This window comes from Bradyrhizobium sp. SZCCHNGR1005 (assembly GCF_032489995.1).
Lineage (GTDB): Bacteria > Pseudomonadota > Alphaproteobacteria > Rhizobiales > Xanthobacteraceae > Bradyrhizobium.
Map to the genome: position 1 here is coordinate 178,020 of NZ_JAUEZC010000005.1, position 20,235 is coordinate 198,254.

Sequence of the window (20,235 nt, forward strand, 5' to 3'; positions counted from 1 at the left end):
TCGTCCTCCTTGTTTAGGGCAGCAGGCTAGCGGCCCGCTCAAGCCGGGACCACCACCTGGCGCAGGAAGCTGCGTTGCTCGGCGAGAATGAGCTTGTGCTGTTCCGCGAAAGCGAAATTGGCGCGCGCCTCTTCGTCGTCCCGCAGGGCGGCCCGGTAGCGTTCATAGGCGGCGAGACCGTCGAACGAAATCAGCCCGAAGGCGATGTTGTTGGTGCCCTCATGCGGCATGAAATAGCCGATCAGTTCGCCGCCGCAGCGCGGAATGATCGCCAGCCAGCGCTGCGCGTAACGTTCGAACTTGTCGCGCTGGAACGGATCGATCTGATAGCGGATGAACACGGTGATGGTCATGACAAGCTCCGATGGATTGCGACGCACGCAATCTACCCGCTTGCCGCGCATCGATGCTTCGGCTAAGATCGAAGCATGAAATCAGGACCCGACATTGCCATGGTCGCCGCCCTGGTCGGCGATCCCGCCCGCGCCAACATGCTGATCGCGCTGCTCTCGGGGCGTGCGCTGACCGCGACCGAGCTCGCGCAGGAAGCCGGCGTGACGCCGCAGACCGCAAGCTCGCATCTGGCCAAGCTCGAGACCGGCGGCCTGATCGAGCCGGAAAAGCAGGGCCGCCACCGCTACTACCGGCTGGCCGACAACGATGTCGCCGATGTGCTCGAGCGGCTCGCCGGCCTTGCCGCGCGCGCCGGTCATATGCGGGTGCGCACCGGGCCGAAGGAGCCGGCGCTGCGGCGCGCCCGCATCTGCTACGACCATCTCGCGGGCGATCTCGGCGTGCAGATGCTCGACAGCATGACCGACCGGAAGCTGGTGCGCCACCGCAAGCAGGAGATCAGCCTCACCCCGGAAGGCGAACAGTTCCTGGCGACGCATCTGCAGATTTCTCCCGATATGCTGGCCCATCCGCGGCGCCCCATATGCAAGGCCTGCCTCGACTGGAGCGAGCGGCGCCATCATCTGGCGGGCACCTTGGGCGCCGCGCTGATGAAGCGCTTCACCGAGCTGAAATGGGCGGCGCGCGATCCCACGCCCGGCAGCCGCGTCGTCAATTTCAGCCGCACCGGCGAGAAGCGGTTCGCCGAGCTGTTCGGGCCGGTGGACAACTGACCATCACGCGCAGTTTAGCTGCGCACCGGTGAACTTGCTCCTATCTGGGAAGCGCCTGTCGTGCTCGCGCGGCGAGTGATCTGTCCCATTTCTCGATTTGCCGGAAGCACAATGATCCGTCTTGCCCTGTCCCGTCTTACCCTCGGCTTGCTCTGCGCCGCCGTGCTCGTCGCCTCGCCGTCTTTTGCCGCGGACCCTCAACCCAAGGAACCCTACGGCATCAACCTCGAAGGCTTCCCCTATCCCTATCCCGTGCAGCTCTTCCCGGTCGTCAATGACGGCGAGCAGTTGCAGATGGCCTATATGGATGTCGCGCCGGCGCAGCCGAACGGCCGCACCGCGCTGCTCCTGCATGGCCGGAATTTTCCGTCGAGCTATTGGGCACCGGTGATCAAGACGCTGACGGAGGCAGGCTACCGCGTCGTGGTGCCGGACCAGATCGGGTTCGGCAAATCCTCAAAACAATCGGGCGATCTGCATTTCGACACGCTCGCGCGCAACACCATGGCCCTGCTCGACCATCTCGGGATCGCGAAGACCGAAGTGGTGGCGCATTCGACCGGCGGCATGCTCGCGGTGCGCATCGCACGCGCCTACCCCGACCGCGTCGCGCACCTGGTGTTGACGGCGCCGATCGGGCTCGAAGACTACCGCTTCTTCGTGCCGCCGGTTCCGACCGAGAAGATCATCGAAGCCGAGACCAAGTTGACCGCGGAAGGCTACCGCAAGCAGCTCGAGACCAACTACGCGCTGAAACTGCCGCCGGACCAGATCGCGCCCTATATCGAGGCCCGCTTCAACATCAAGGGCAGCGCCGATTATCCCCGTTGGCTGCGCGCCTTCGTCGCCTCCTACCAGATGATCTACCGCGAACCGGTGGTCCATGAGATCCCGCTGGTATCGCAGCCGACCCTGTTCATCATGGGCGCCGACGACCACAACGCGCCGGGGCGGCCTTACGCCCCGGAAGCGCTGCGCGCCAAGATGGGCAAGAACGCCGAGCTCGCGGTCGCCCTCGCCAAGCTGATGCCCAACGCCCGCGCCGAGGTGATCCCCAACACAGGACATCTGGTGTTCCTGGAAGCGCGAGAGAAGTACGACGCGCTGCTGCTCGACTTCCTCGGCAAGTAACGACGGCGCCGGTTATCCTATTGCGGGACGTCGATTTGGTAGATCGACCCGTCTCCCCAAGTCGCCGTCAGCAGGGCCGTCTGGTCCGGGGTCAGCACCAGGCCGACCGGACTGGAGAAGCCATCGGCGACGGCCTGCGAGGATCCGCTCATCAGGATTTCGCGTACCGTCGTGCCGCCGTAATCGGCAACAAATACGCGCCCGCCGCTGGTTTGCACGATGCCGGCGCCGGGCGCGCGAAATCCCTGACCGGCTTCGACCCTGCTTCCGTCGACACGAACGATGGTGATGCCACCGGCGATGTTGGCGACGACATAGCCACCGTCCGCCTTTTGCACCACGCCGACCGGGGTTTGCAGATCGCTGATGACCGGCACGAGACGGCGGTCGGCAGTGACGGCCAGAACCTGGTTGGTCCGCCGATTGGCAATCAGCAGACGTCCCGACCGGTCGAAGCCGATCCCGGCCGGGGTGGCCAGCCCTTCAACGAACACACTGCGCTGGCCCTCCGGCGTGAAATGATAGATTTCATCGCGGGCATAGGAGCCGACATAGATTGCGCCGTCCGGCCCGATCGCAAGCCCGGCCGGCCCTTCCAAGCCCGTCGCGAACGCCTTCCGCGTGCCGTCCGCTGCGATGCGCGAAACCCGGCCGGCGCTCCATTCGGCAACATAAAGGTTGCCCGCCGCATCGAAGGCCATGCCGACCGGCGCGCTGAACCCCTCATAACGCTTCACCGCGCGGACCGGTTCGGCCCGCGATGCTTGCGTCGTCGACAGCGGGACTGCGGCGACCGCCGACAGCGAGGTCGCGCCGACCAACAGAGTTCTGCGGGTGGTGCTCACGACGTGGCCCCAGCCGTGGCGGTCGCACGGTCCCGGAACACGTCCTTTGCAGCGAACAGGCCGTTGAGCGCCGCGGGGAATCCGGCATAGACCGCCATCTGGATCAGAACCTCGATGATCTCCTTCTGCGTCAGCCCCACATTAAGACCGGCTTCGATGTGGACCTTCAGCTGGGGCGTCGCATTGCCCATGGCCGCGAGCGCAGCGATCGTGGCAATCTCGCGGGAACGCAGATCGAGGCCCGGCCGGCAGTAGATATCCCCGAACGGGAATTCGATCACATAGGTGGCGAAGTCCGGGGCAATGTCGGCAAGCGCGGCGATGACCCGCTCGCCCGCTTCCGCGTCGATTTCGACAAGCGCGCGCTTACCGCGCTCGAAGCGGCTTTCGCCGCCGTTCTGGTAGAGTTGCGTCATAGTACTTCATCCTCTGTTCCGTATCGGCATAACCGCCGATCTTGGTATCGAGGATGAGAAGACAGGCATTCAACTCATCGAGGCGAGCACGGACGCGATCGCGATGCTTCTCGAGCAATTCGCGTCGTTGCGCCTCCGTACCAGCGCCCTGTTCCCTGAAAGCTGCATAACGCAGCATCTCGCGGATCGGCATGCCCGTTTGCTTCAAACGGGTGAGGAACGCGATCCAGGTCAGGATCGAAGCATCATAGTCTCTTCGGCCCGACCGGTCCCGCGCGACCTCAGGAAGCAGCCCGATCCGCTCGTAGTAGCGGATCGTATGAGCCGTCAATTCGGTCCGCTTGGCCAACTCGCCGATCTTCATGAGCACCTGTCTCTCATCACGACGCTCAGGAACATACGACTTCGAGCGCGCTCTAAGTCAAGCGCGATTCAAGCCGGAGTCAAAAGGCAGGAGTCTCCTCACCCGCAGTTCGCTGGCGCCAGGTGTCGCGGCCGCCCGCTCGCGAGGGTCGGATCGATGGAACAACGTGCGGATAGACGGATCGGAACGTCGAACTTGCCGCACGAGTGAGCAATGGATTGGATCGAAAAATCGGCAAAAGATAAATCGAGAAAAGAGAGCCGGCAGAGGCCGCCTTGATGCGACCTCCGCCCAGTCCTGTCAGCTTAGAAGTTGCGGAAGCAACGCTTGCCGTACGGGCCGATGTGCCAGCCCGGAGGGCAGTTGTAGAGCGGCCGACACGCGCCGCGCGGCCCGCGATGGAAGCCCGGCCCGCAGCCCTGTGCAACCAGAATGATCTCCCCTGCGGAAGTCCCCTGTTCGACCGCCGGTGCGATCGGCGACACCGGCGCAGCCTGCGCACCGCTCAGACCGAACAGGCCGAGGCCAATCGCCAAGGCAGAAGCAGCAAGAATCTTCGTTAATTGCGTCCTTCTCAATGTGCTGCAAATCCGCGGATCAAACTTAAGTCAAGTCACCATCGTCTGGGTTCATTCGCGGCTGCCGCTCACCAATGGCGGTGATGCCAATGGTGATGATGCCAGCCCCAGTGACGATGGTGCCAGTGCCGGTGATGCCAGCCCCAGTGGCGGTGATGCCAATGATGATGGCCCCAGTGAACCTGCTGCGGCGCGAGCCGTTCAGCCTCCCCGGCTGATGTGACGGCGCGCTGCGCATTGCCGTCAACCGGCGCCTTGTCGACGAGCGGTGCCGGCGACAGCGGAGCGGCGATCGACGGGGGGGCGAGGAGTGCGGCACTTGCGGCGACCACGCATCCCAGGGCCATGGTCAGGTTCAGAAAGCTCCGACGTTCCATGTTATCCTCCATGAGGTGATCAGCAGATCGGGAGGAGCTTGTGCGCGGTCACCTGAATGGGCGCTGAACTACGCTGCCGGATGACAAAGATTTCATGATCTGCTCCGGCGGCGGCTGCCGGACAGGTGCCGCCGCGGCATGCCGACACCGGCGCTCCCAACGATTACTCCGAGACCGTCTCCGTGACGACGAAGCTCTCGCGGGTGCGCGCGACGTCGGGCCAATCGCGACTGAAATCGGCAATGAGTCGCTGCATCGCGTCACCGCCGACGGCGCGCTCCATCATCGCGACATCGTCGAATTGATACATGGCTTGGTGCACTGCAGGATCGGTCAGGCTCCAGAAGCGCCACGCCTTCCGCACACCGAAGCTCTTGATCGCATCCGGCAGGTGGACGTCGCGATACCATCGATCGAAGGCCTCGCGCTTTGCGGCATCGGTCACGGTGGCGCGCACGACGAACATGGCAGCGGGCATTGGCTCCTCCGGTATTTGGTTAGCCGATCACTATCGCGGTCCATGCGTTGCAACAAGCCGGACCATAGAGGCCGCGGGTCATTGGTACTTGATGGGCGTTCAGGGCCGCGTCGCCGACTCCTCCGCCGGCCGCAACGTGAGCTGAGCCGCGGCGGAAAAGACGCGCCGCCGCATCAGGACGGTGGCGACGAGGCCGGTGATGCCGGACGCGGCCAGGATCATGGCGACGATGATGAACTGATAGATTCCGGCATAGACCGGGCTCACCCCCGAGACCACCATGCCGGCCATCACGCCGGGAATCCACACCAAGCCGAGCGACTTCATCATGTCGAGCCGCGGCAGCAGGCTGGCATAGACCGCGCTTCTGAGATAGGGCGCGACCGTCACCGCAGGCTCGGCGCCGAGCGACAGCGCCGCCTCGATCTGTCCGACATGGGCCGTGATCTCGGCGCGGAAGCGCTCGATCGCCTGCGCACAGGAGTTCATCGCATTGGCGATGATCATGCTGCCCACCGGCACCAGCACGGCGACATCGGAGCGCAGGCTGCCGGTCGCGAGCATCACGGCGAGCACGATTCCGGCGCCCACCGCAATCGACCAGAAGCAGAGCATCAGCGCCCCGCCCATGCCCTTGATGCGGCCGGCCGCGGTGACCGCCGCCGCACCGGTCATCAACAGCAGGATCAGCGTGCCGACCAGCAGGCTGCCATGCAGCAGCACGGTCAGCACGACGCCGACCAGCACCATCTGCACCAGCCCGCGCAGCAGCGACACCGCCGCTTCGCGTTCGACACGGATGGCCTGCCAGCGGCAGAGCAGCACGACGGCTGCACACAGCGCGATGGCGCCGGCGGCCTGCGCAAGCCCGATCATGACGTCATGGCCGATCATATCGCGCAGCTCAGCCAGCATGCAGCACCTCTGCGGTCGGGCCGATCGTCACCAGCCGTGCCTTTTCCATCACCATCGTCCGGTCGGCGAGCCGCTCGGCCTGGGCGCGATTGTGGGTCACGATGATGCAGGTCATGCGCCGCTCGTGCACGATCCCGAGGATCAGTTCCTCGACGCCGCGCACCAAGGCCTCGTCCAGCGCCGAGGTCGGCTCGTCCAGCAGCAGCACTTCGGGCGCGTTCGCAAGCGTGCGCGCCAGCGCCACCCGCTGGGCCTCGCCACCGGAGAGATGGCCGATATCGCGATCGGCAAAGCCGGCAAGGCCAACGCGCTCCAGCAGCGCGGCGATCCTCTCCCGTGGCAGAGCCTCGCCGCGCTGCTGCGGACCGAACGCAATATTGGCGGCGACCGTACCGGGAAACAGATAGGCGGTCTGCATCACCATGCCGACGCGCCGCCGCAACTCCTGCGGGGCCATGCTGCGGCAGTCGGTGCCGTTAAGGAGAACGGCGCCGGAGGTCGGCTCGTCGAGCCGGTTGAGCAGCCGCAGGAATGACGACTTGCCGGCCCCGGAAGGCCCGACCACCGCGACGATCTCGCCGCGTGCGATCTGCACGCTGACGTCATCGACCAGCGTGCGAGTGCCAACCCGACGCGACAGATGGCGGGTTTCGAGCACGATAGCGGCCTCGCGCGGCTGCCCAGCATTCTGATCCGGAGACGACATCGGCGCAGCCGCGCCGCCGAGGTCGCTGGATGAAGCGGCTGTCGTCACGCGACGTCCTTCATTCTGAGGCTTCGGTCAGCGACATCCGCCTGAGCCTCCGATCCGCAAGATCTACAGGACAATATCTGCAAGAAGGGGCTCGCCTCGCCGACGATTACGACGTCGATTATGCACGTGTCGGCACGCAAGGGAACGGCGAGATGCGAGCAGACCTGACTTGCGCTCGCAAGATGCGCGCGGGTTGCGGCGAGAGGACGAGGCCCGGAGTGCCTAGGAGTCCGGGCCTCGTCACCAGAACGCCTCGGCATTGCAAGGCGTTCCGATGCCGCTGAGCGGGTCTGGATCAAGGTGTCTTGAGGTGACCTCAGATGCGCCTGCCGGAACATGCCCGGGCGCATGTCACCGCAGGAAGCAGCCGGTCAGTAGCAGCGCATGATGTTGACGGTCTGCTCGCCGCCACGTCCCGGGACTTTCACCGTCTCCGTCGGACAGCTGGAGACATAGGGGTGATCGGAGGGCGTGACATTGGGCGGAAAGCGATGCGCCCAATCCCACGGAACGTCCTCGGTATAGGTGTAATGCACATCCGCCGGCCCCTGCGGTGGCGGCGGCGGCGCGGACTCCGTGACCGGCGCGCCGTCATAGGGACCGTAGGCGTAGGCACCGGGCCAATAAGCGAAGCCGCGCTGATGATGGCGGAAGCCGCGTGCGCCGTGCACACGAGGTGCAACATGGATCGGAGCGCCTCTTGCGCCGGGCCCCACCCCAACCACGCCGCCGGACCGCGCCGAAGCCGTCTCGACCGGCAGGATCAACGCGGCTGCGCCGAGGCAGGCGAGCAAAGCCCAAGATGTTCGATGAGCCGATGGTCTACGCAACATGGCACGCACCTTACCGCTTGTGACTGACCACCCCCCAGGATCGAAGCTAGGCCGGCAAGCGAGGCACCGCAAACCCGTCGTTAAGGAGTGGTTAACGCGCGAGCTTAGCGCCGACGGAACAGACGCGCCAGGGCACGCGCCCACTTTAGCCAGGCTGAGCCGAGCGCTTGCGGCTGTGCAATCCCGGCCCAAGTCCACGGATGGGGGGCGCGCCCCGCCCTCAATCCGGCAGCGTCTCGCCGGAGCCGCCGAGATCGGCCGGCAGGTCAGCGAATTTCGGCAAGCCGTCCTTCACCGAGATCATCTTGCTCGCGTAGTTCACATGCAGTGTCGGCTGATGGACGAAACCCTGCAGCAGGTTCGCATAGACGTCGGTCAGCCGCATCCGCGGATGCTCGGTCATGAGATGTCCGCCGCAGCGCCGGCAGAACTTGCGGTAGGAATGTTCGGTCTTGTTGAAGGTCCCGATCTCGGCTTCGCCCTTGACGACGCGGACATCGTCCGACCTCCACAGGCTGAACGCATTGATCGGCGCCGCCGACCAGGCCTGACAGTCCCGGCAATGACAATAGCCGGCAAATACAGGCTGGCCGATCGCCTCCACTTCGACTGCACCACAGAAGCAGCTGGCTTTGTAGGCGGCCGTGGTCCTGGGCGCTGCATCTTCCGGCGCAAGGAGATCCTTGTACTCAGGCGTCTTCCGGATCAGGCCACGGATGAAATCGCATTCCACCGACAGCTTGCGCCCCTGCACCCTCACCGCATCGAGCGTGGCACGGCCGAGCTTCGAGCCAACCCCGCGGCCGCCGAGCTCCGGCGGCACCTCGGTGTGCACGAGCGTGATCGCCCCGGGCGATTTCCGGTAGGTAACGAAAGCGGTGATGCCGTCAACATCCTGCTCGAAACGGCTGGCGGCCGCATTGTCGCGAAATTCGCCCATCGTCTGCACTCCTCCCGGATGTGGTGCAGACGTTCGACCGTCTGCGCCTTATAGCGGCAGATTGTCGTGCTTCTTCGCCGGCATTTCCATCTTCTTGTCGCGGAGCATCGCGAGCGCGCGGGCGATGCGGCGGCGGGTCGAGTGCGGCATGATGACGTCGTCGATATAACCGCGCTCGGCGGCGATGAAGGGCGACAGGAAGCGATCCTCATATTCCTTGGTGCGCGTGGCGATCTTGTCGGGATCGGCCATGTCGGCGCGGAAGATGATCTCGACCGCACCCTTGGCGCCCATCACCGCGATCTGCGCGGTCGGCCATGCATAGTTCATGTCGGCGCCGATCTCCTTGGACGCCATGACGTCGAAGGCGCCGCCATAGGCCTTGCGGGTGATGACGGTCACCAGCGGCACCGTGCATTGCGAATACGCGAACAGGAGCTTGGCGCCGTGCTTGATCAACCCACCATATTCCTGCGCCGTGCCCGGCAGGAAACCGGGAACGTCGACGAAGGTCACGATCGGAATGTTGAAGGCGTCGCAGAAGCGGACGAAGCGCGCGGCTTTCCTTGACGCGTCGCTGTCGAGCACGCCCGCCAGCACCATCGGCTGGTTGGCGACGAAGCCGACGGTGCGGCCGGCGATGCGACCGAAGCCGGTGATGATGTTCTTGGCGAACGCCTCCGCGATCTCGAAGAAGTCACCCTCGTCGACGACCTTCAGGATCAGTTCCTTCATGTCGTAGGGCTTGTTCGGATTGTCCGGGATCAGCGTGTCGAGCGACATGTCGACCCGCTCGATATCGTCGAAGCTCGGCCATTCCGGCACGCCGTCGCTGTTGTTGCTGGGCAGGAAGTCGATCAGCCGGCGCATCTGCAACAGCGTCTCGACGTCGTTCTCGAAGGCGCCGTCGGCGATCGAGGAGCGCGTCGCATGCACCGAGGCGCCGCCGAGCTCTTCGGCCGTGACCACTTCGTTGGTGACGGTCTTCACCACATCGGGCCCGGTGACAAACATGTAGCTGGTGTTCTTCACCATGAAGATGAAGTCGGTCATGGCCGGCGAATAGACGTCGCCGCCGGCGCACGGCCCCATGATGACGGAGATCTGCGGGATCACACCCGACGCGATGACGTTGCGGCGGAAGACATAGGAATAGCCGGCGAGCGCCGCGACGCCCTCCTGGATGCGGGCGCCGCCCGCATCATAAAGCCCGATGATCGGCGCCCGCGCCTTCATCGCCATGTCCTGCAGCTTGGTGATCTTCAGCGCATGGGTTTCCGACAGCGAGCCGCCGAACACGGTGAAGTCCTTGGCGAAGACGAAGGTCTTGCGGCCGTTGACGGTACCCCAGCCGGTGACGACGCCGTCGCCCGGCACCTTGGTCTTCTCCATGCCGAACTCGGTCGAGCGATGCTCGACGAACATGTCGAATTCCTCGAAGCTGCCCTTGTCCAAAAGAAGCTCGATACGCTCGCGCGCGGTCAATTTGCCGCGAGCATGCTGCGCCTCGATGCGCTTCTCGCCGCCGCCGAGACGTGCGCCCGCGCGCCGCTTCTCAAGGGTGTCCAGGATGTCCTTCATGCGTCTCCGCCCATTCCGATCTCATGACTGTTGGCGCCGTTCTAACACGGCTATTTCGGAGGCGAAAAGCGGATATCGGGCGTCCTGCCGCAGGTCACCCAGGCAGGAATCGATTGCATAATCATGGTGATGTCCGCCGAAATTCCAGCTGTCTGCGAAGGGGCGGATCGGCCGTAGGCCACCACCGGCCCACGATGGTCCAAATATCAGGACGGATTCGGCTCGCCCGTCAGGGGGCCGATCGGCTCAAGGCAGCAGCCGGATCACGATGGGCGCGCACTTTGCCACCCTCGTGAACCGTTGTGGGATTGCGGCGTTGACGCCTGCTTGCAATGCCGATCAAGGAACCAGCCATGCGCGTCTCTTCCCTCGCGACCACCACGACCGTCTTGACCGCGCTCATCGTCGCGGGCGCAGCGCACGCCGCAATGTCGCCGTTCCGCGCCATAGCGGGCTCCTGGGCCGGCGGCGGCACGCTGAGCATGCAGAACGGCGAGCAGCAGCGGCTGCGCTGCCGGGCCGCCTATGATGTCGGCGGTGACGGTGACCAGCTGCGGCTCAACATCCGCTGCGCCAGCGACAGCTACAATATCGACCTGTCCAGCGAGGTCGCCTATCGCAGCGGAGCAATCTCCGGCCAATGGAGCGAGGCGAGCCACAATGCCACCGGCACCATCGAGGGCCATGCGGCCGGCGAGCGCATCGAGGCACAGGCACGCGGGCAGACCTTCTCGGCCGGGCTCGCACTCACCACGCGCGGCAACCGGCAAGTGATCTCGATCCGGCCCGCCGGCACCGAGGTCACGGATGTGAGCCTGGAGATGCGGCGGCGCTGACACTCAGATCGCGCCGATCTCCGTCAGGCAGGCCTGGGTCAGCGTCATGCGGTCAGCGACGTGACGCTGCTCCGGGCAATCCATGTTGAGCGCGAACACGGTCGGCTGGTCGCCCTTGTCCACCCAGCCGACCATCCAGCCCAGCGAACGCTCGCCGCGCTCGGCGCCGAGCAGGCCGGATTTGAAATGGATCACGGCTTCACCGACCTTGGTGGTCGGGATGATGTCGCGCACCAGATCCTGGCTGCGCTTTGAGACCGGCAGCGTGCCACGCCGCAAGCGGTCGACGAAATCGACCTGTTGCACCGGGTCGATGCGCAAGGCGCCCGTCAGCCAGAACTGATCGATGCCGCCTCCGATGTCGCGATTGCCGTAATCGAGCAGATTGAGATATGTCTGCATCCGCTCGGGGCCGATGCGGCGCGCGATCTCCTGATAGACGGGCACCGCGGACGCTGCGATCGCGCTGCGCATGGTGTGGTCCTTATTCCAGGCCTCGATCGGCCTGACCACGCCGTCCCATTTGAAGACATCCTTGTCGGGGTCTTCGACGACGCCGGTCTCGAGCGCAATCAGCGAATTCGCGATCTTGAAGGTCGAGGCCGGCAGCTTCGCCTCGCCCGAGCGCTCGGCGTCGCTGGCGATGACGAGATAATCCTCGACCTTGTAGCCGACGAAGGTGCCGTTGGTGCCGTCGTCGGTGAAGCGCTTGGCGAGCGACGCGCGGATCTCGCTGCGCTGTGGCGCGACATGCGCAAAGGCGCGGGCGGGCAACAGGCCGGCTGCGGCAATCAGTTGGAGCACATGGCGGCGATGGATCACGCGTAACACCTCGGCAGCTGAACAGGCGGCCCCTTTGGCGACCACATCATGGTGAAACCATGGCGGCCCAAGATGCTCATTAAAGGTGTGCTATCTGTCATCCTCATCGCGTGCCACGCGATCCAGCGAGACGCGGCTAGACCACCCGTCCCGACAGCTTGAGCACGAACACCAGCACCTCCGCGACAGCCTTGTAGAGCTCTTCCGGAATTTCGTCACCGAGTTCGACATTGGAGAGCGCACCGGCGAGCACTTCGTTCTCCTCGATCGGGATGTCGTGCGCCTTGGCGACCTCGATGATCTTGGCCCCGATCGCCCCCTTGCCCTTGGCGACCACGCGCGGGGCGCCGTGGCCCTTGTCATAGTGCAGGGCGACCGCGAGCTGCGTCTTGCTGTCCGTGCTCATGATGCGCGATTCAGGAAATGGCCGGCTTTGGGCGGCGCCACCGGAGGCGGCGCGCCGTCCTGGATGACGATGTCGCCCGGCGACAACTCGGCGCGGGCGAGCGCCTGGCTCAATTCGCCCAGCCCGGCGCGCAAGCGCGCCGATGTCACCGGACGCTCCGCCCACATCCGCACCGAGGTCCGCTCACCGACCAGGCTGATCAGCGCGTGCACGGGACCGGCCGGCTCGACATCGATCGAGAAGCGCGCGCGCCAGACCCGTTTCGGCGCATCGGACGAGGCACCGCTGCCGTCTCGCGAGATCTCGAACTGCGCCATCGCGGTGCCCTGGCCGGTGGCAAACGGGATCTCGAAATTCCACCGCGGCTGCAACGGATCGGCGTGCGCGCCGGAAGCGTCGGTGCGATCCGGCAACGATGCGATCTGCAACAGCGTCTGCCGCGACAGCGCGGCGTCCGTCTCATCGAGCAGCCGATGCGCGATGGCCGACAGCGGCGCTTCCGAGGCCAGCGATGGCGTCGACACCGGCTGCGGCGTCGGCAGATTGCCGCGGAACGGCGGCGGCGGGGTGCTGGTCCGGACGATCACATCTCCGCCACGGCCGCTCGGGGCCGCGCTGCGCGCCGGCAACGATCCCGCCGCACGCGGGACCTGCTGCTGCGCCTCCTGCAGAAGGGCCAGCACCGTGCCGGGATTGAGCGATTGAGGCTTGGCCTGCGCCAGCGCGCTCGCCAAGGTGGCGCCAAGCGCATTGCCGGGCGCTGGCCCATCCGCCGGTGGACGCCCCGACATGGAGGCTGCCTGCGCGGCCTGCTCAGGTGGGTCCGGCACCAGCGACGGGGCCGGCATCTGCACGAGCTGCGCCGGTGCTTTTGCTGGCTGCGGCGTGGCCGGCCCATAAGGTGTCGTGACCACGCTGGCGCTTGCGCCCGGTGCGACGTCCCCTTCCCTCAGCAGGACGGAGGCGAGGGTCTGCCGCAACACGATCAGTGCCGCCTTGAGGTCCGGCGCGACGCCGCTTGCGACCGGCACGCCCGCCGCAAGCGAGGTTTCCAGAAACAGGCCGGAATTCTGGAACGCCTTCTGGACGTCCTCGCCGCTCAAGCTTTGAGCGAGCGGCATCTGCTGGCCGAGCACCTGGGCGATCGCCGCGCGCAAAGCCGGCGGCAGATTGGGTGAACTGGCGACCGTCGCAAGATCGGCGAACAATTGCCCCTGGCCGCCCTGATGGGTCGCGGCCTCTTCCGTCGCGATCGCGACCGCGATCCGCTCCAATCCGGTCAGCGGGTCTGCCGGGGGCGCCACCACGGGCGCAAGCGGCACGGCGACATCGATCACGGTTGCTGCGGTCGATGCGGCCCCATTCGTTGCGGCCGCTGCTCCGCCCTGCCCGACGATCGCGAGCTGAAGGCCTTGTCCGGATTGGGTGACCGCAACCTGCACGGTCTGCCCCGCCTGCAGCGCCAGGTCGCTGGCAAGCTCCATCGACAGATTGCCGATCGCGACCTGGACCAGGTTCTCCGCCAGCACCTGCTGCACCCTGGCGCTGAGCACGGTGCCGGACTGCAGCGCCGTCCCGGCCGTCGAGGTGCCGACGTTGCGGACGCCGTTCACCGGAGGTGACGGGGTGATACTCAGAACCATGGTACGCGCACTCGAGGTTACGGGTCCGGAGCTTAAGCGGACCCTCTAAACCTCGCGTTAACCGGCATTGTCCCAGGCGCGGTCCAAGGCGCGCAGGATCTCCGCGGCAGCGCCGAAATCGACCTTCCGGGCCGCCCGGCGCGCCAGCGCCTCCTCGTCAGCGCCCCATTGCTCGGCATTCCAATCCTCGTCCACATGGGCCGCAGCCCAGACCTGGTTGGCATCCCGCACGCCATGGAGCAGCGTCAGCGCCAGCAGCGCGGAGCCGGTGATGGTGGTGACCACGTGCGCGGCGGCAATCCGCCAGGGATCGAGCGGCAGCGACGCACGGGCCGCCTCCACGGCGGCATCAGGCTGCAGGACATGCATCACGCCCTCGGCCAGGATGAAATGCGCCCCCAGGCTGTCGCGCGCCCAGGCCAGCACAGGATCCCAATGCTGCGCCTCGCGCTGCACCAGCGCCTCCGGATGACCGGCGCGATAGAACAACAAGTCGGATTGCAGGTACTTGGCGACGTCATCGCGGACGAGTTCGGTGCGGTCGACCACACCCTCGATGACGCTGTTGGCAAATCGGGTCAGCGGCATCGTCATGGGATCGATGGTCTCGGCCTGCGCCTGCCATTCGGCCGCCACTGCATCGGCCAGTTCCTTGACCGGAACGGTGATGATCCGCGCAGACGGGCTGCGGATCGGCCGGTCGTCGAGCGTGATCACGAAGCCGCCGCCCTCGGCCTCCTTTACGCCAGCCTGTTTGTAGAACCGCTTGCGCTGAGGGCTGCGCATGGCTTCGCGCGCCTTCTCCTGCGGATCCGGCGGCGATTGACCAACCTCGTCGAACAATTCCCGCATGCGCACGTGCCTTCAGATCGAAATGAATGAGAGCATCGGATGTTCCCGGCCTTGTGTCTCCTGGCCCCGGCGGCAAGCGCCACATGGCTGCAACGCTGCCGATGGATATCCTGTCAATGTCGTCATCTCGCGCCGAACAGCAAGCGGAGCTTACTCCTCCGGCGCGTTCTCGATCGGATCGAAGCGATCGGCCTCGAGCCCGAGCAGATTCCAAGACTGCAGCATGTGCGGGGGCAACGGTGCGGTCGCGTCGATGACGCCGCCGCGCGGATGCGGGATGACGATGCGCCGCGCCAGCAGATGCAGCCGGTTCTGCAGGCCGCCCGGCAGCGCCCAATTCTCCTTGTTGAAGTATTTGGGATCGCCAACGATCGGATGGCCGATATGGGCCATGTGGGCGCGGAGCTGATGGGTGCGTCCCGTGACCGGCTTCAGCGACACCCAGGCGAGCTTGGTCGCGGAGGCCTCGACCACGGCGTAATAGGTCACCGCATGGCTCGCGCCTTCATCGCCATGCGCGGCGATACGCATGATGGTGTCGTCCTCGCCCTCATCCTTGGCGAGATAGGTCGAGATGCGCCCCTGCTTCGGCTTCGGCACACCGGCCACCAGCGCCCAATAGATCTTGCGCGCCGATCGGCTGCGGAATGCGCCGGTCAGATGCGTCGCGGCAAAGCGGGTCTTGGCGATCAACAGGCAGCCGGAAGTCTCGCGGTCGATGCGATGCACCAGCCGCGGCTTCTGGCCCTTGGCATCGCGCATCACCTCCAGCATCTGGTCGATGTGACGCGTCATGCCGGAGCCGCCCTGCACTGCGAGCCCTGCCGGCTTGTTGAGGACGAGCACGTCGTCGTCCTCGTAGAGCGTCATCGCCTTCAGGCTTTCCAGCGTCTTCCGCTCGGCCTCGGACAATGCGCCGCGCTCTTTCGGCGCATCGAGCTTGAGCGGCGGGATGCGCACGCTCTGCCCCTCCTCCAGCCGATCCTTGCTGTCGGCGCGCTTGCCGTCGACCCTGAGCTCGCCTTTGCGGACGATGCGCTGGATGTGGGAGAACGACAGGCCGGGAAAACGCGCCTCGAGGAAGCGGTCGACCCGCATGTTGTTCTCGTCGGCGGTCACCACGACGGTCTGCACCTTCGTCGGCAAGGGCTGCGCTTCCGGTTCAGGCTTGCGCGTAACCGGCTCCGCAGCAGCCCGCCGCTCCGTTCGCTCGAAGGCCGGCCGCGCCGGCTTGCCGGCGGGACGTTTGAGCGAGGGACGCTCACGCGAGCGCCGCTCCTCGCTAAAATCCTTCCGGCTATCCTTGCGACTGATTTTGCGCTCATCCTTGCGCTCGCCGCGCGGCGCGCGGTCCCGATCGCTCCTGGTCTCATTGCGAAGACCTGCGACGCGTTCGCTCTTGAAGCGATCGCTGCTCGGATTGTCGCGGCTTGGACGATCGCCCTTGGCGCGATCGCCGGTTGGACGAGGAGTCCGTACGCGCGCATCCTTGCGCGCGGCCGAACGATCCGATCGGGTTTCTGTTCGCTTGATGCGGCGGCTCATGGAAGCTGGGTACCCCAAAAGCCCCTGTCAGTCACGGCGGAATCACGATAAATCCGCCTGAAATCGGGCTTTGTAGGCTGCAGAGGCGAGGAACGAATCGGATGAGACGGATCAAGCCGGCGCTGATGCTTGCTGCGGCGTGGCTGGCGACGACGCCTGCCCAGGCCCAGCAGACCCCTATGCCGGACGACATCGCCTGGAAGCTGATCGAGATCGGCCGCGTGATCGATCCGTCGAAGACGGCTGCGATCTACGCTCCGCTGCAGCAGAAGGAGCCGTATACCGGCGTCAAGGTGCAGCGGGATATCCGGTACGGTCCGGCCGAACGCAATCTGCTCGACGTCTTCACGCCGGAGTACGGCGCGTCGTCGCACCCGATCCTGATCTTCGTGCATGGCGGCGCTTTCATCGCCGGTAACAAGCGCACGACGCCGGACAGCCCATTCTACGACAACGTCATGCTGTGGGCCGCCAAGAACGGTTTCGTCGGCGTCAACATGACCTACCGCCTGGCGCCGAAATGGCCGTGGCCGGCCGGCGTCGAGGACGTCGCCAGCGCCGTGCAATGGGTTGGCGCGAACGCGGCACAGAATGGCGGGGATCCCTCGCGCGTGTTCCTGATGGGGCATTCGGCGGGCGCGGTGCATGTCGCGACCTATGTCGCGCATCCCGAGTTTCACAAGATTCAGGGCGGCGGCCTTGCCGGCGCCATCATGGTCTCCGGCATCTACGATCTCACGGCCTCGCCACTGGGCGACAAGGAGATGGCCTATTTCGGCACCGATCCCTCGCGCTTTCAGGAGCGCTCGTCGCTGCAGGGCTTGCAGGCGTCCAGCCTGCCGCTGATGATCGCCTCCGCCGAACTCGACCCGCCGCGCTTCGTCGAGCAGTTCGATCTCCTGAAACAGGCGGCATGCAAGCGCCCGGCCGGCTGTGCGCACGCGGTGATGCTGCCGCAGCACAGCCATATGTCGGAGGCCTATTCGATCAACACCGAGGATGACCGGCTGACGCGCGAGATATTGGAGTTCGTGCGGACGGGAAAATAGCTAGATGCCGCCGCGCTCCTTGCGCAGCTTGGCCCAATAGTCGAGCCGCTTCCTGATCTCGCGCTCGAAGCCGCGCTCCGGCGGATCGTAGAACTGCTGCCGACCCAGGCTTTCCGGAAAGTAGTCCTGGCCGGAGAAGGCATCTGGCGCGTCGTGATCATACTGATAGCCGGTGCCGTAGCCTTCGTTCTGCATCAGCTTGGTCGGCGCGTTCAGGATGTGCTTGGGCGGCAGCAGCGAACCGCCCTCCTTTGCCACCCGCTTGGCCGCACCGAACGCCTTGTAGGCCGCATTCGACTTCGGCGCGGTCGCGACATAGATCACGGCCTGCGCGATCGCGAGCTCGCCCTCGGGCGAGCCCAGGAAATCGTAGGCATCCTTGGCCGCATTGGCGATCACCAGCGCCTGCGGATCGGCGAGGCCAATGTCTTCCACCGCCATGCGCACGATGCGCCGCGCCAGGAACAGCGGGTCCTCGCCGGCATCGAGCATCCGCGCGAAATAATACAGCGCGGCATCGGGATCGGAGCCGCGCACCGACTTATGCAGCGCCGAGATCAGGTTGTAATGGCCGTCGGCGGATTTGTCGTAGATCGGCGCGCGGCGCTGCAAGATGTCCTGCAGCTGCACGGCATTGAAGATCTCGTCCTTGCGCGCGGAGCGCCAGACCTCTTCGGCGAGCGTCAGCGCGGCGCGGCCGTCGCCATCGGCCATGCGGATCAGCACGGCACGAGCTTCCGGATCGAGCGGCAGCTTGCGGCCTTCGACCGCTTCCGCATTGGCGTAGAGCTTTTCGATCGCGGCCGCATCGAGCGAATGAAATACCAGCACACGCGCGCGCGACAGCAACGCGGCGTTGAGCTCGAAGGATGGATTCTCGGTGGTGGCGCCGACCAGCACCACGGTGCCGTCTTCCATCACGGGCAGAAAGGAATCCTGCTGCGCGCGGTTGAAGCGGTGCACCTCGTCCACGAAGAGCAGCGTGCCCTTGCCGGTCTCGCGGCGCGCACGCGCGGCGTCGAACACCTTCTTCAGGTCGGCGACGCCGGAGAACACTGCCGAGATCTGCTCGAAATGCAGCTCGGTCGCGTCGGCCAACAGCCGCGCGACCGTGGTCTTGCCGGTGCCCGGCGGCCCCCAGAAGATCAGGGAGCCGAGCGTGCGCGTCTCCAGCATGCGCGTCAGTGCGCCGTCGGGGCCGAGGATGTGATCCTGGCCCACCACGTCGGAGAGCTTGTGCGGCCGCAACTTCTCCGGAAGCGGACGGGGCGCATCCTGCTCCAGCCCCGCGGCGGCGAAGAGACTTGGTCCCTGTTGTGGGCGCTTCGCGCTCATCCGCCGAGCGTGACGTTGATCTGTTGGCCGCCGCGCAGGAGCGTGATGCGCCAGACCCGAGCAGCGTCACGGGAGGCCTTTTCGAGCTCCGTCGTCTTGGCGATGCGCTGGTTGTTCACGGCCATGATGATGTCACCCTTCTGGAAGCCGACATTGGCGGCCGCCGTGCCGTCGCCCGGCTCGACAATGACGACGCCTTCGGTATCGGCATCCAGATGCAGCTCGTCAGCGAGCGCAGGCGAGACGTTGGCGACGCGCGCGCCCTGGAACGGCGAGCGGCCACTGATGACGATCTCGTTGCGGCCGCCATCGGGCGCAGTCTCCAGCGGCATCGCCAGCTTCACCGGCTTGCCCGCGCGCTGCACCTCGACATCGGCGGTGCCGCCCAGCGGACGGGTGGCAAAACGATAGTCGAAGGCGTTGGGGTCCTCGACGGCCTGGCCGTCGATCGCCGTGATCAGATCCGAGGCTTTCAATCCGGCGCGTGCCGCCGGGCTGTTCGGCACCACGCTGGCGACCAGCGCACCGGTCGGCGAGCGCAAGCCCAAGCTGTCGGCGATCTCAGGCGTCACCGCCTGCAGCTTTGCCCCGAGCCACGGACGCTTCACCGCCTTGCCGCCGCTCTTGGCCGAGGCGACGACGACGCGCACCATGTTGGCCGGAATGGCGAAGCCGATGCCCTGCGAGCCGCCGGAGCGCGAATAGATCGCGGTGTTGATGCCGGCGAGCCGCCCGGTCATGTCGACCAGCGCGCCGCCGGAATTGCCGGGATTGATCGGCGCATCGGTCTGGATGAAGAACTGATAATCGGTGATGCCGACCTGCGTCCGCGCCAGCGCCGAGATGATGCCGTGCGTCACGGTCTGGCCGACGCCGAACGGGTTGCCGATCGCGAGCACGACGTCGCCGACCATCAGCTCGTCCGAATTGGCGAAATCGAGCGTCGGGAACTTCTCTTTCACGTTCTTGAGCTTCAGCACCGCGAGATCGCTGCGGGTGTCCTTGAGCACGATCTCGGCCTCGAACTCGCGCTTGTCCGACAGCGAGACCTTCACCTCGTCGGCGCCCTCGATCACGTGCACGTTGGTGACGACGAGGCCGGACGGATCGACCATCACGCCGGAGCCGAGCGAGCGCTGCATCTGCTCCTGCTGGCCTCCCTGCAGCCCGAAAAATTTGCGGAAGATCGGGTCATCCAGGAACGGGTTGTGGTTCTGCACCATCTTGGCGGCGTAGACGTTGACCACCGCGGGCTGCACCCGTTGTACGATCGGCGCGTAGGACAGCCTCAGTTCGGCCGGCGAGGACGGCACGCGGCGGTCCTGCGCCAGCGCGGGAGCCGCAGCCAAGACCGAGAGCAGCAGCGCGGCGAAAGTTCTGATCAACGTCATTCGGCGAATCCTGGAAT

General features: G+C 65.8%; 23 protein-coding genes. 4 read left to right on the forward strand and 19 right to left on the reverse strand.

The features are described 5' to 3' along the window. Positions 1 to 38: 38 nt before the first annotated feature. Positions 39 to 353, reverse strand: a complete 315-nt coding sequence (locus QXZ85_RS22480) for an NIPSNAP family protein (protein ID WP_315705687.1) — start codon at positions 351 to 353, stop codon at positions 39 to 41. Positions 354 to 428: 75 nt separating this feature from the next. Here QXZ85_RS22480 and QXZ85_RS22485 point away from each other — a divergent pair, with 75 nt between their 5' ends. After that, positions 429 to 1,127: a winged helix-turn-helix domain-containing protein gene (locus QXZ85_RS22485; protein WP_315727918.1), complete on the forward strand. Its 699-nt coding sequence runs from the start codon at positions 429 to 431 to the stop codon at positions 1,125 to 1,127. A gap of 111 nt (positions 1,128 to 1,238) precedes the next feature. After that, positions 1,239 to 2,258 carry an alpha/beta fold hydrolase gene (locus QXZ85_RS22490; protein ID WP_409977594.1) on the forward strand — a complete coding sequence of 340 codons (1,020 nt, stop codon included), beginning with the start codon at positions 1,239 to 1,241 and terminating at the stop codon, positions 2,256 to 2,258. A 17-nt stretch (positions 2,259 to 2,275) separates the two neighbouring features. On the opposite strand, the gene QXZ85_RS22495 is transcribed toward QXZ85_RS22490, so the two are convergent. The 11 genes from QXZ85_RS22495 to QXZ85_RS22545 all read right to left on the reverse strand — a co-directional run bounded on the left by QXZ85_RS22495 (position 2,276) and on the right by QXZ85_RS22545 (position 10,339). After that, on the reverse strand, positions 2,276 to 3,103 hold the full coding sequence (locus QXZ85_RS22495; RefSeq protein ID WP_315705685.1) for an NHL repeat-containing protein: 828 nt from the start codon (positions 3,101 to 3,103) through the stop codon (positions 2,276 to 2,278). After that, a complete protein-coding gene (locus QXZ85_RS22500; protein ID WP_315705684.1) occupies positions 3,100 to 3,519 on the reverse strand; it encodes a carboxymuconolactone decarboxylase family protein in 420 nt (139 codons plus the stop codon). Before QXZ85_RS22500 ends, QXZ85_RS22495 begins: the two co-directional genes overlap by 4 nt. Then, complete coding sequence (locus QXZ85_RS22505) at positions 3,470 to 3,883, reverse strand: MerR family transcriptional regulator (RefSeq protein ID WP_315705941.1); 414 nt, start codon at positions 3,881 to 3,883, stop codon at positions 3,470 to 3,472. Before QXZ85_RS22505 ends, QXZ85_RS22500 begins: the two co-directional genes overlap by 50 nt. 305 nt (positions 3,884 to 4,188) lie before the next feature. Beyond that, positions 4,189 to 4,461 (reverse strand): GCG_CRPN prefix-to-repeats domain-containing protein, encoded by a 273-nt coding sequence (locus QXZ85_RS22510; RefSeq protein ID WP_315705683.1) that lies wholly within the window; start codon positions 4,459 to 4,461, stop codon positions 4,189 to 4,191. Between the two features lie 68 nt (positions 4,462 to 4,529). Continuing rightward, positions 4,530 to 4,838: a hypothetical protein gene (locus QXZ85_RS22515; RefSeq protein ID WP_315705682.1), complete on the reverse strand. Its 309-nt coding sequence runs from the start codon at positions 4,836 to 4,838 to the stop codon at positions 4,530 to 4,532. 163 nt (positions 4,839 to 5,001) lie between these two features. Next, positions 5,002 to 5,316: a hypothetical protein gene (locus QXZ85_RS22520; protein WP_315705681.1), complete on the reverse strand. Its 315-nt coding sequence runs from the start codon at positions 5,314 to 5,316 to the stop codon at positions 5,002 to 5,004. A gap of 99 nt (positions 5,317 to 5,415) precedes the next feature. Continuing rightward, a complete protein-coding gene (locus QXZ85_RS22525; protein ID WP_315727915.1) occupies positions 5,416 to 6,231 on the reverse strand; it encodes an ABC transporter permease in 816 nt (271 codons plus the stop codon). Beyond that, positions 6,221 to 6,985, reverse strand: a complete 765-nt coding sequence (locus QXZ85_RS22530) for a phosphate ABC transporter ATP-binding protein (RefSeq protein ID WP_315705679.1) — start codon at positions 6,983 to 6,985, stop codon at positions 6,221 to 6,223. The genes QXZ85_RS22525 and QXZ85_RS22530 overlap by 11 nt, the downstream gene beginning before the upstream one ends. 371 nt (positions 6,986 to 7,356) lie before the next feature. After that, entirely contained in the window at positions 7,357 to 7,818 is a 462-nt protein-coding gene (locus QXZ85_RS22535) for a hypothetical protein (RefSeq protein ID WP_315705678.1), read from the reverse strand. A 220-nt stretch (positions 7,819 to 8,038) separates the two neighbouring features. Next, positions 8,039 to 8,758 (reverse strand): N-acetyltransferase, encoded by a 720-nt coding sequence (locus QXZ85_RS22540; RefSeq protein WP_316174903.1) that lies wholly within the window; start codon positions 8,756 to 8,758, stop codon positions 8,039 to 8,041. 48 nt (positions 8,759 to 8,806) lie between these two features. Beyond that, positions 8,807 to 10,339, reverse strand: a complete 1,533-nt coding sequence (locus tag QXZ85_RS22545) for an acyl-CoA carboxylase subunit beta (protein WP_315767987.1) — start codon at positions 10,337 to 10,339, stop codon at positions 8,807 to 8,809. A 353-nt stretch (positions 10,340 to 10,692) separates the two neighbouring features. Between QXZ85_RS22545 and QXZ85_RS22550 the strand changes: the two genes are divergently transcribed. Then, complete coding sequence (locus QXZ85_RS22550; RefSeq protein WP_315743241.1) at positions 10,693 to 11,175, forward strand: hypothetical protein; 483 nt, start codon at positions 10,693 to 10,695, stop codon at positions 11,173 to 11,175. Positions 11,176 to 11,178: 3 nt separating this feature from the next. Here QXZ85_RS22550 and QXZ85_RS22555 read toward each other — a convergent pair whose 3' ends face one another. The 5 genes from QXZ85_RS22555 to QXZ85_RS22575 all read right to left on the reverse strand — a co-directional run bounded on the left by QXZ85_RS22555 (position 11,179) and on the right by QXZ85_RS22575 (position 16,443). Then, positions 11,179 to 11,997, reverse strand: coding sequence for a penicillin-binding transpeptidase domain-containing protein (locus QXZ85_RS22555; protein ID WP_315705674.1), 819 nt, complete (start codon positions 11,995 to 11,997; stop codon positions 11,179 to 11,181). 136 nt (positions 11,998 to 12,133) lie between these two features. Continuing rightward, positions 12,134 to 12,403 (reverse strand): EscU/YscU/HrcU family type III secretion system export apparatus switch protein, encoded by a 270-nt coding sequence (locus QXZ85_RS22560; RefSeq protein ID WP_315705673.1) that lies wholly within the window; start codon positions 12,401 to 12,403, stop codon positions 12,134 to 12,136. Beyond that, entirely contained in the window at positions 12,400 to 14,046 is a 1,647-nt protein-coding gene (locus QXZ85_RS22565) for a flagellar hook-length control protein FliK (protein WP_315743243.1), read from the reverse strand. Before QXZ85_RS22565 ends, QXZ85_RS22560 begins: the two co-directional genes overlap by 4 nt. A 57-nt stretch (positions 14,047 to 14,103) precedes the next feature. Next, a complete protein-coding gene (locus QXZ85_RS22570) occupies positions 14,104 to 14,898 on the reverse strand; it encodes an ATP12 family chaperone protein (RefSeq protein WP_315705671.1) in 795 nt (264 codons plus the stop codon). Between the two features lie 150 nt (positions 14,899 to 15,048). Further along, complete coding sequence (locus QXZ85_RS22575; RefSeq protein ID WP_315705670.1) at positions 15,049 to 16,443, reverse strand: RluA family pseudouridine synthase; 1,395 nt, start codon at positions 16,441 to 16,443, stop codon at positions 15,049 to 15,051. A gap of 101 nt (positions 16,444 to 16,544) precedes the next feature. Here QXZ85_RS22575 and QXZ85_RS22580 point away from each other — a divergent pair, with 101 nt between their 5' ends. Further along, positions 16,545 to 17,492 (forward strand): alpha/beta hydrolase, encoded by a 948-nt coding sequence (locus QXZ85_RS22580; protein ID WP_316174900.1) that lies wholly within the window; start codon positions 16,545 to 16,547, stop codon positions 17,490 to 17,492. On the opposite strand, the gene QXZ85_RS22585 is transcribed toward QXZ85_RS22580, so the two are convergent. Both QXZ85_RS22585 and QXZ85_RS22590 read right to left on the reverse strand, forming a co-directional pair. Further along, positions 17,493 to 18,827, reverse strand: a complete 1,335-nt coding sequence (locus QXZ85_RS22585; RefSeq protein WP_315705668.1) for a replication-associated recombination protein A — start codon at positions 18,825 to 18,827, stop codon at positions 17,493 to 17,495. Beyond that, positions 18,824 to 20,218, reverse strand: coding sequence for a DegQ family serine endoprotease (locus QXZ85_RS22590; RefSeq protein ID WP_315705667.1), 1,395 nt, complete (start codon positions 20,216 to 20,218; stop codon positions 18,824 to 18,826). Before QXZ85_RS22590 ends, QXZ85_RS22585 begins: the two co-directional genes overlap by 4 nt. Positions 20,219 to 20,235 lie beyond the last annotated feature (17 nt).

Bases quoted from the DNA above. Each gene is read 5' to 3' on its own strand.
- QXZ85_RS22575 (WP_315705670.1), bottom strand. From the start codon at position 16,443: ATGAGCCGCCGCATCAAGCGAACAGAAACCCGATCGGATCGTTCGGCC.
- QXZ85_RS22490 (WP_409977594.1), top strand. From the start codon at position 1,239: ATGATCCGTCTTGCCCTGTCCCGTCTTACCCTCGGCTTGCTCTGCGCC.
- QXZ85_RS22525 (WP_315727915.1), bottom strand. From the start codon at position 6,231: ATGCTGGCTGAGCTGCGCGATATGATCGGCCATGACGTCATGATCGGG.
- QXZ85_RS22590 (WP_315705667.1), bottom strand. From the start codon at position 20,218: ATGACGTTGATCAGAACTTTCGCCGCGCTGCTGCTCTCGGTCTTGGCT.
- QXZ85_RS22585 (WP_315705668.1), bottom strand. From the start codon at position 18,827: ATGAGCGCGAAGCGCCCACAACAGGGACCAAGTCTCTTCGCCGCCGCG.
- QXZ85_RS22540 (WP_316174903.1), bottom strand. From the start codon at position 8,758: ATGGGCGAATTTCGCGACAATGCGGCCGCCAGCCGTTTCGAGCAGGAT.
- QXZ85_RS22485 (WP_315727918.1), top strand. From the start codon at position 429: ATGAAATCAGGACCCGACATTGCCATGGTCGCCGCCCTGGTCGGCGAT.
- QXZ85_RS22515 (WP_315705682.1), bottom strand. From the start codon at position 4,838: ATGGAACGTCGGAGCTTTCTGAACCTGACCATGGCCCTGGGATGCGTG.
- QXZ85_RS22570 (WP_315705671.1), bottom strand. From the start codon at position 14,898: ATGCGGGAATTGTTCGACGAGGTTGGTCAATCGCCGCCGGATCCGCAG.
- QXZ85_RS22480 (WP_315705687.1), bottom strand. From the start codon at position 353: ATGACCATCACCGTGTTCATCCGCTATCAGATCGATCCGTTCCAGCGC.
- QXZ85_RS22550 (WP_315743241.1), top strand. From the start codon at position 10,693: ATGCGCGTCTCTTCCCTCGCGACCACCACGACCGTCTTGACCGCGCTC.
- QXZ85_RS22505 (WP_315705941.1), bottom strand. From the start codon at position 3,883: ATGAAGATCGGCGAGTTGGCCAAGCGGACCGAATTGACGGCTCATACG.
- QXZ85_RS22520 (WP_315705681.1), bottom strand. From the start codon at position 5,316: ATGCCCGCTGCCATGTTCGTCGTGCGCGCCACCGTGACCGATGCCGCA.
- QXZ85_RS22565 (WP_315743243.1), bottom strand. From the start codon at position 14,046: ATGGTTCTGAGTATCACCCCGTCACCTCCGGTGAACGGCGTCCGCAAC.
- QXZ85_RS22560 (WP_315705673.1), bottom strand. From the start codon at position 12,403: ATGAGCACGGACAGCAAGACGCAGCTCGCGGTCGCCCTGCACTATGAC.
- QXZ85_RS22535 (WP_315705678.1), bottom strand. From the start codon at position 7,818: ATGTTGCGTAGACCATCGGCTCATCGAACATCTTGGGCTTTGCTCGCC.
- QXZ85_RS22545 (WP_315767987.1), bottom strand. From the start codon at position 10,339: ATGAAGGACATCCTGGACACCCTTGAGAAGCGGCGCGCGGGCGCACGT.
- QXZ85_RS22500 (WP_315705684.1), bottom strand. From the start codon at position 3,519: ATGACGCAACTCTACCAGAACGGCGGCGAAAGCCGCTTCGAGCGCGGT.
- QXZ85_RS22580 (WP_316174900.1), top strand. From the start codon at position 16,545: ATGAGACGGATCAAGCCGGCGCTGATGCTTGCTGCGGCGTGGCTGGCG.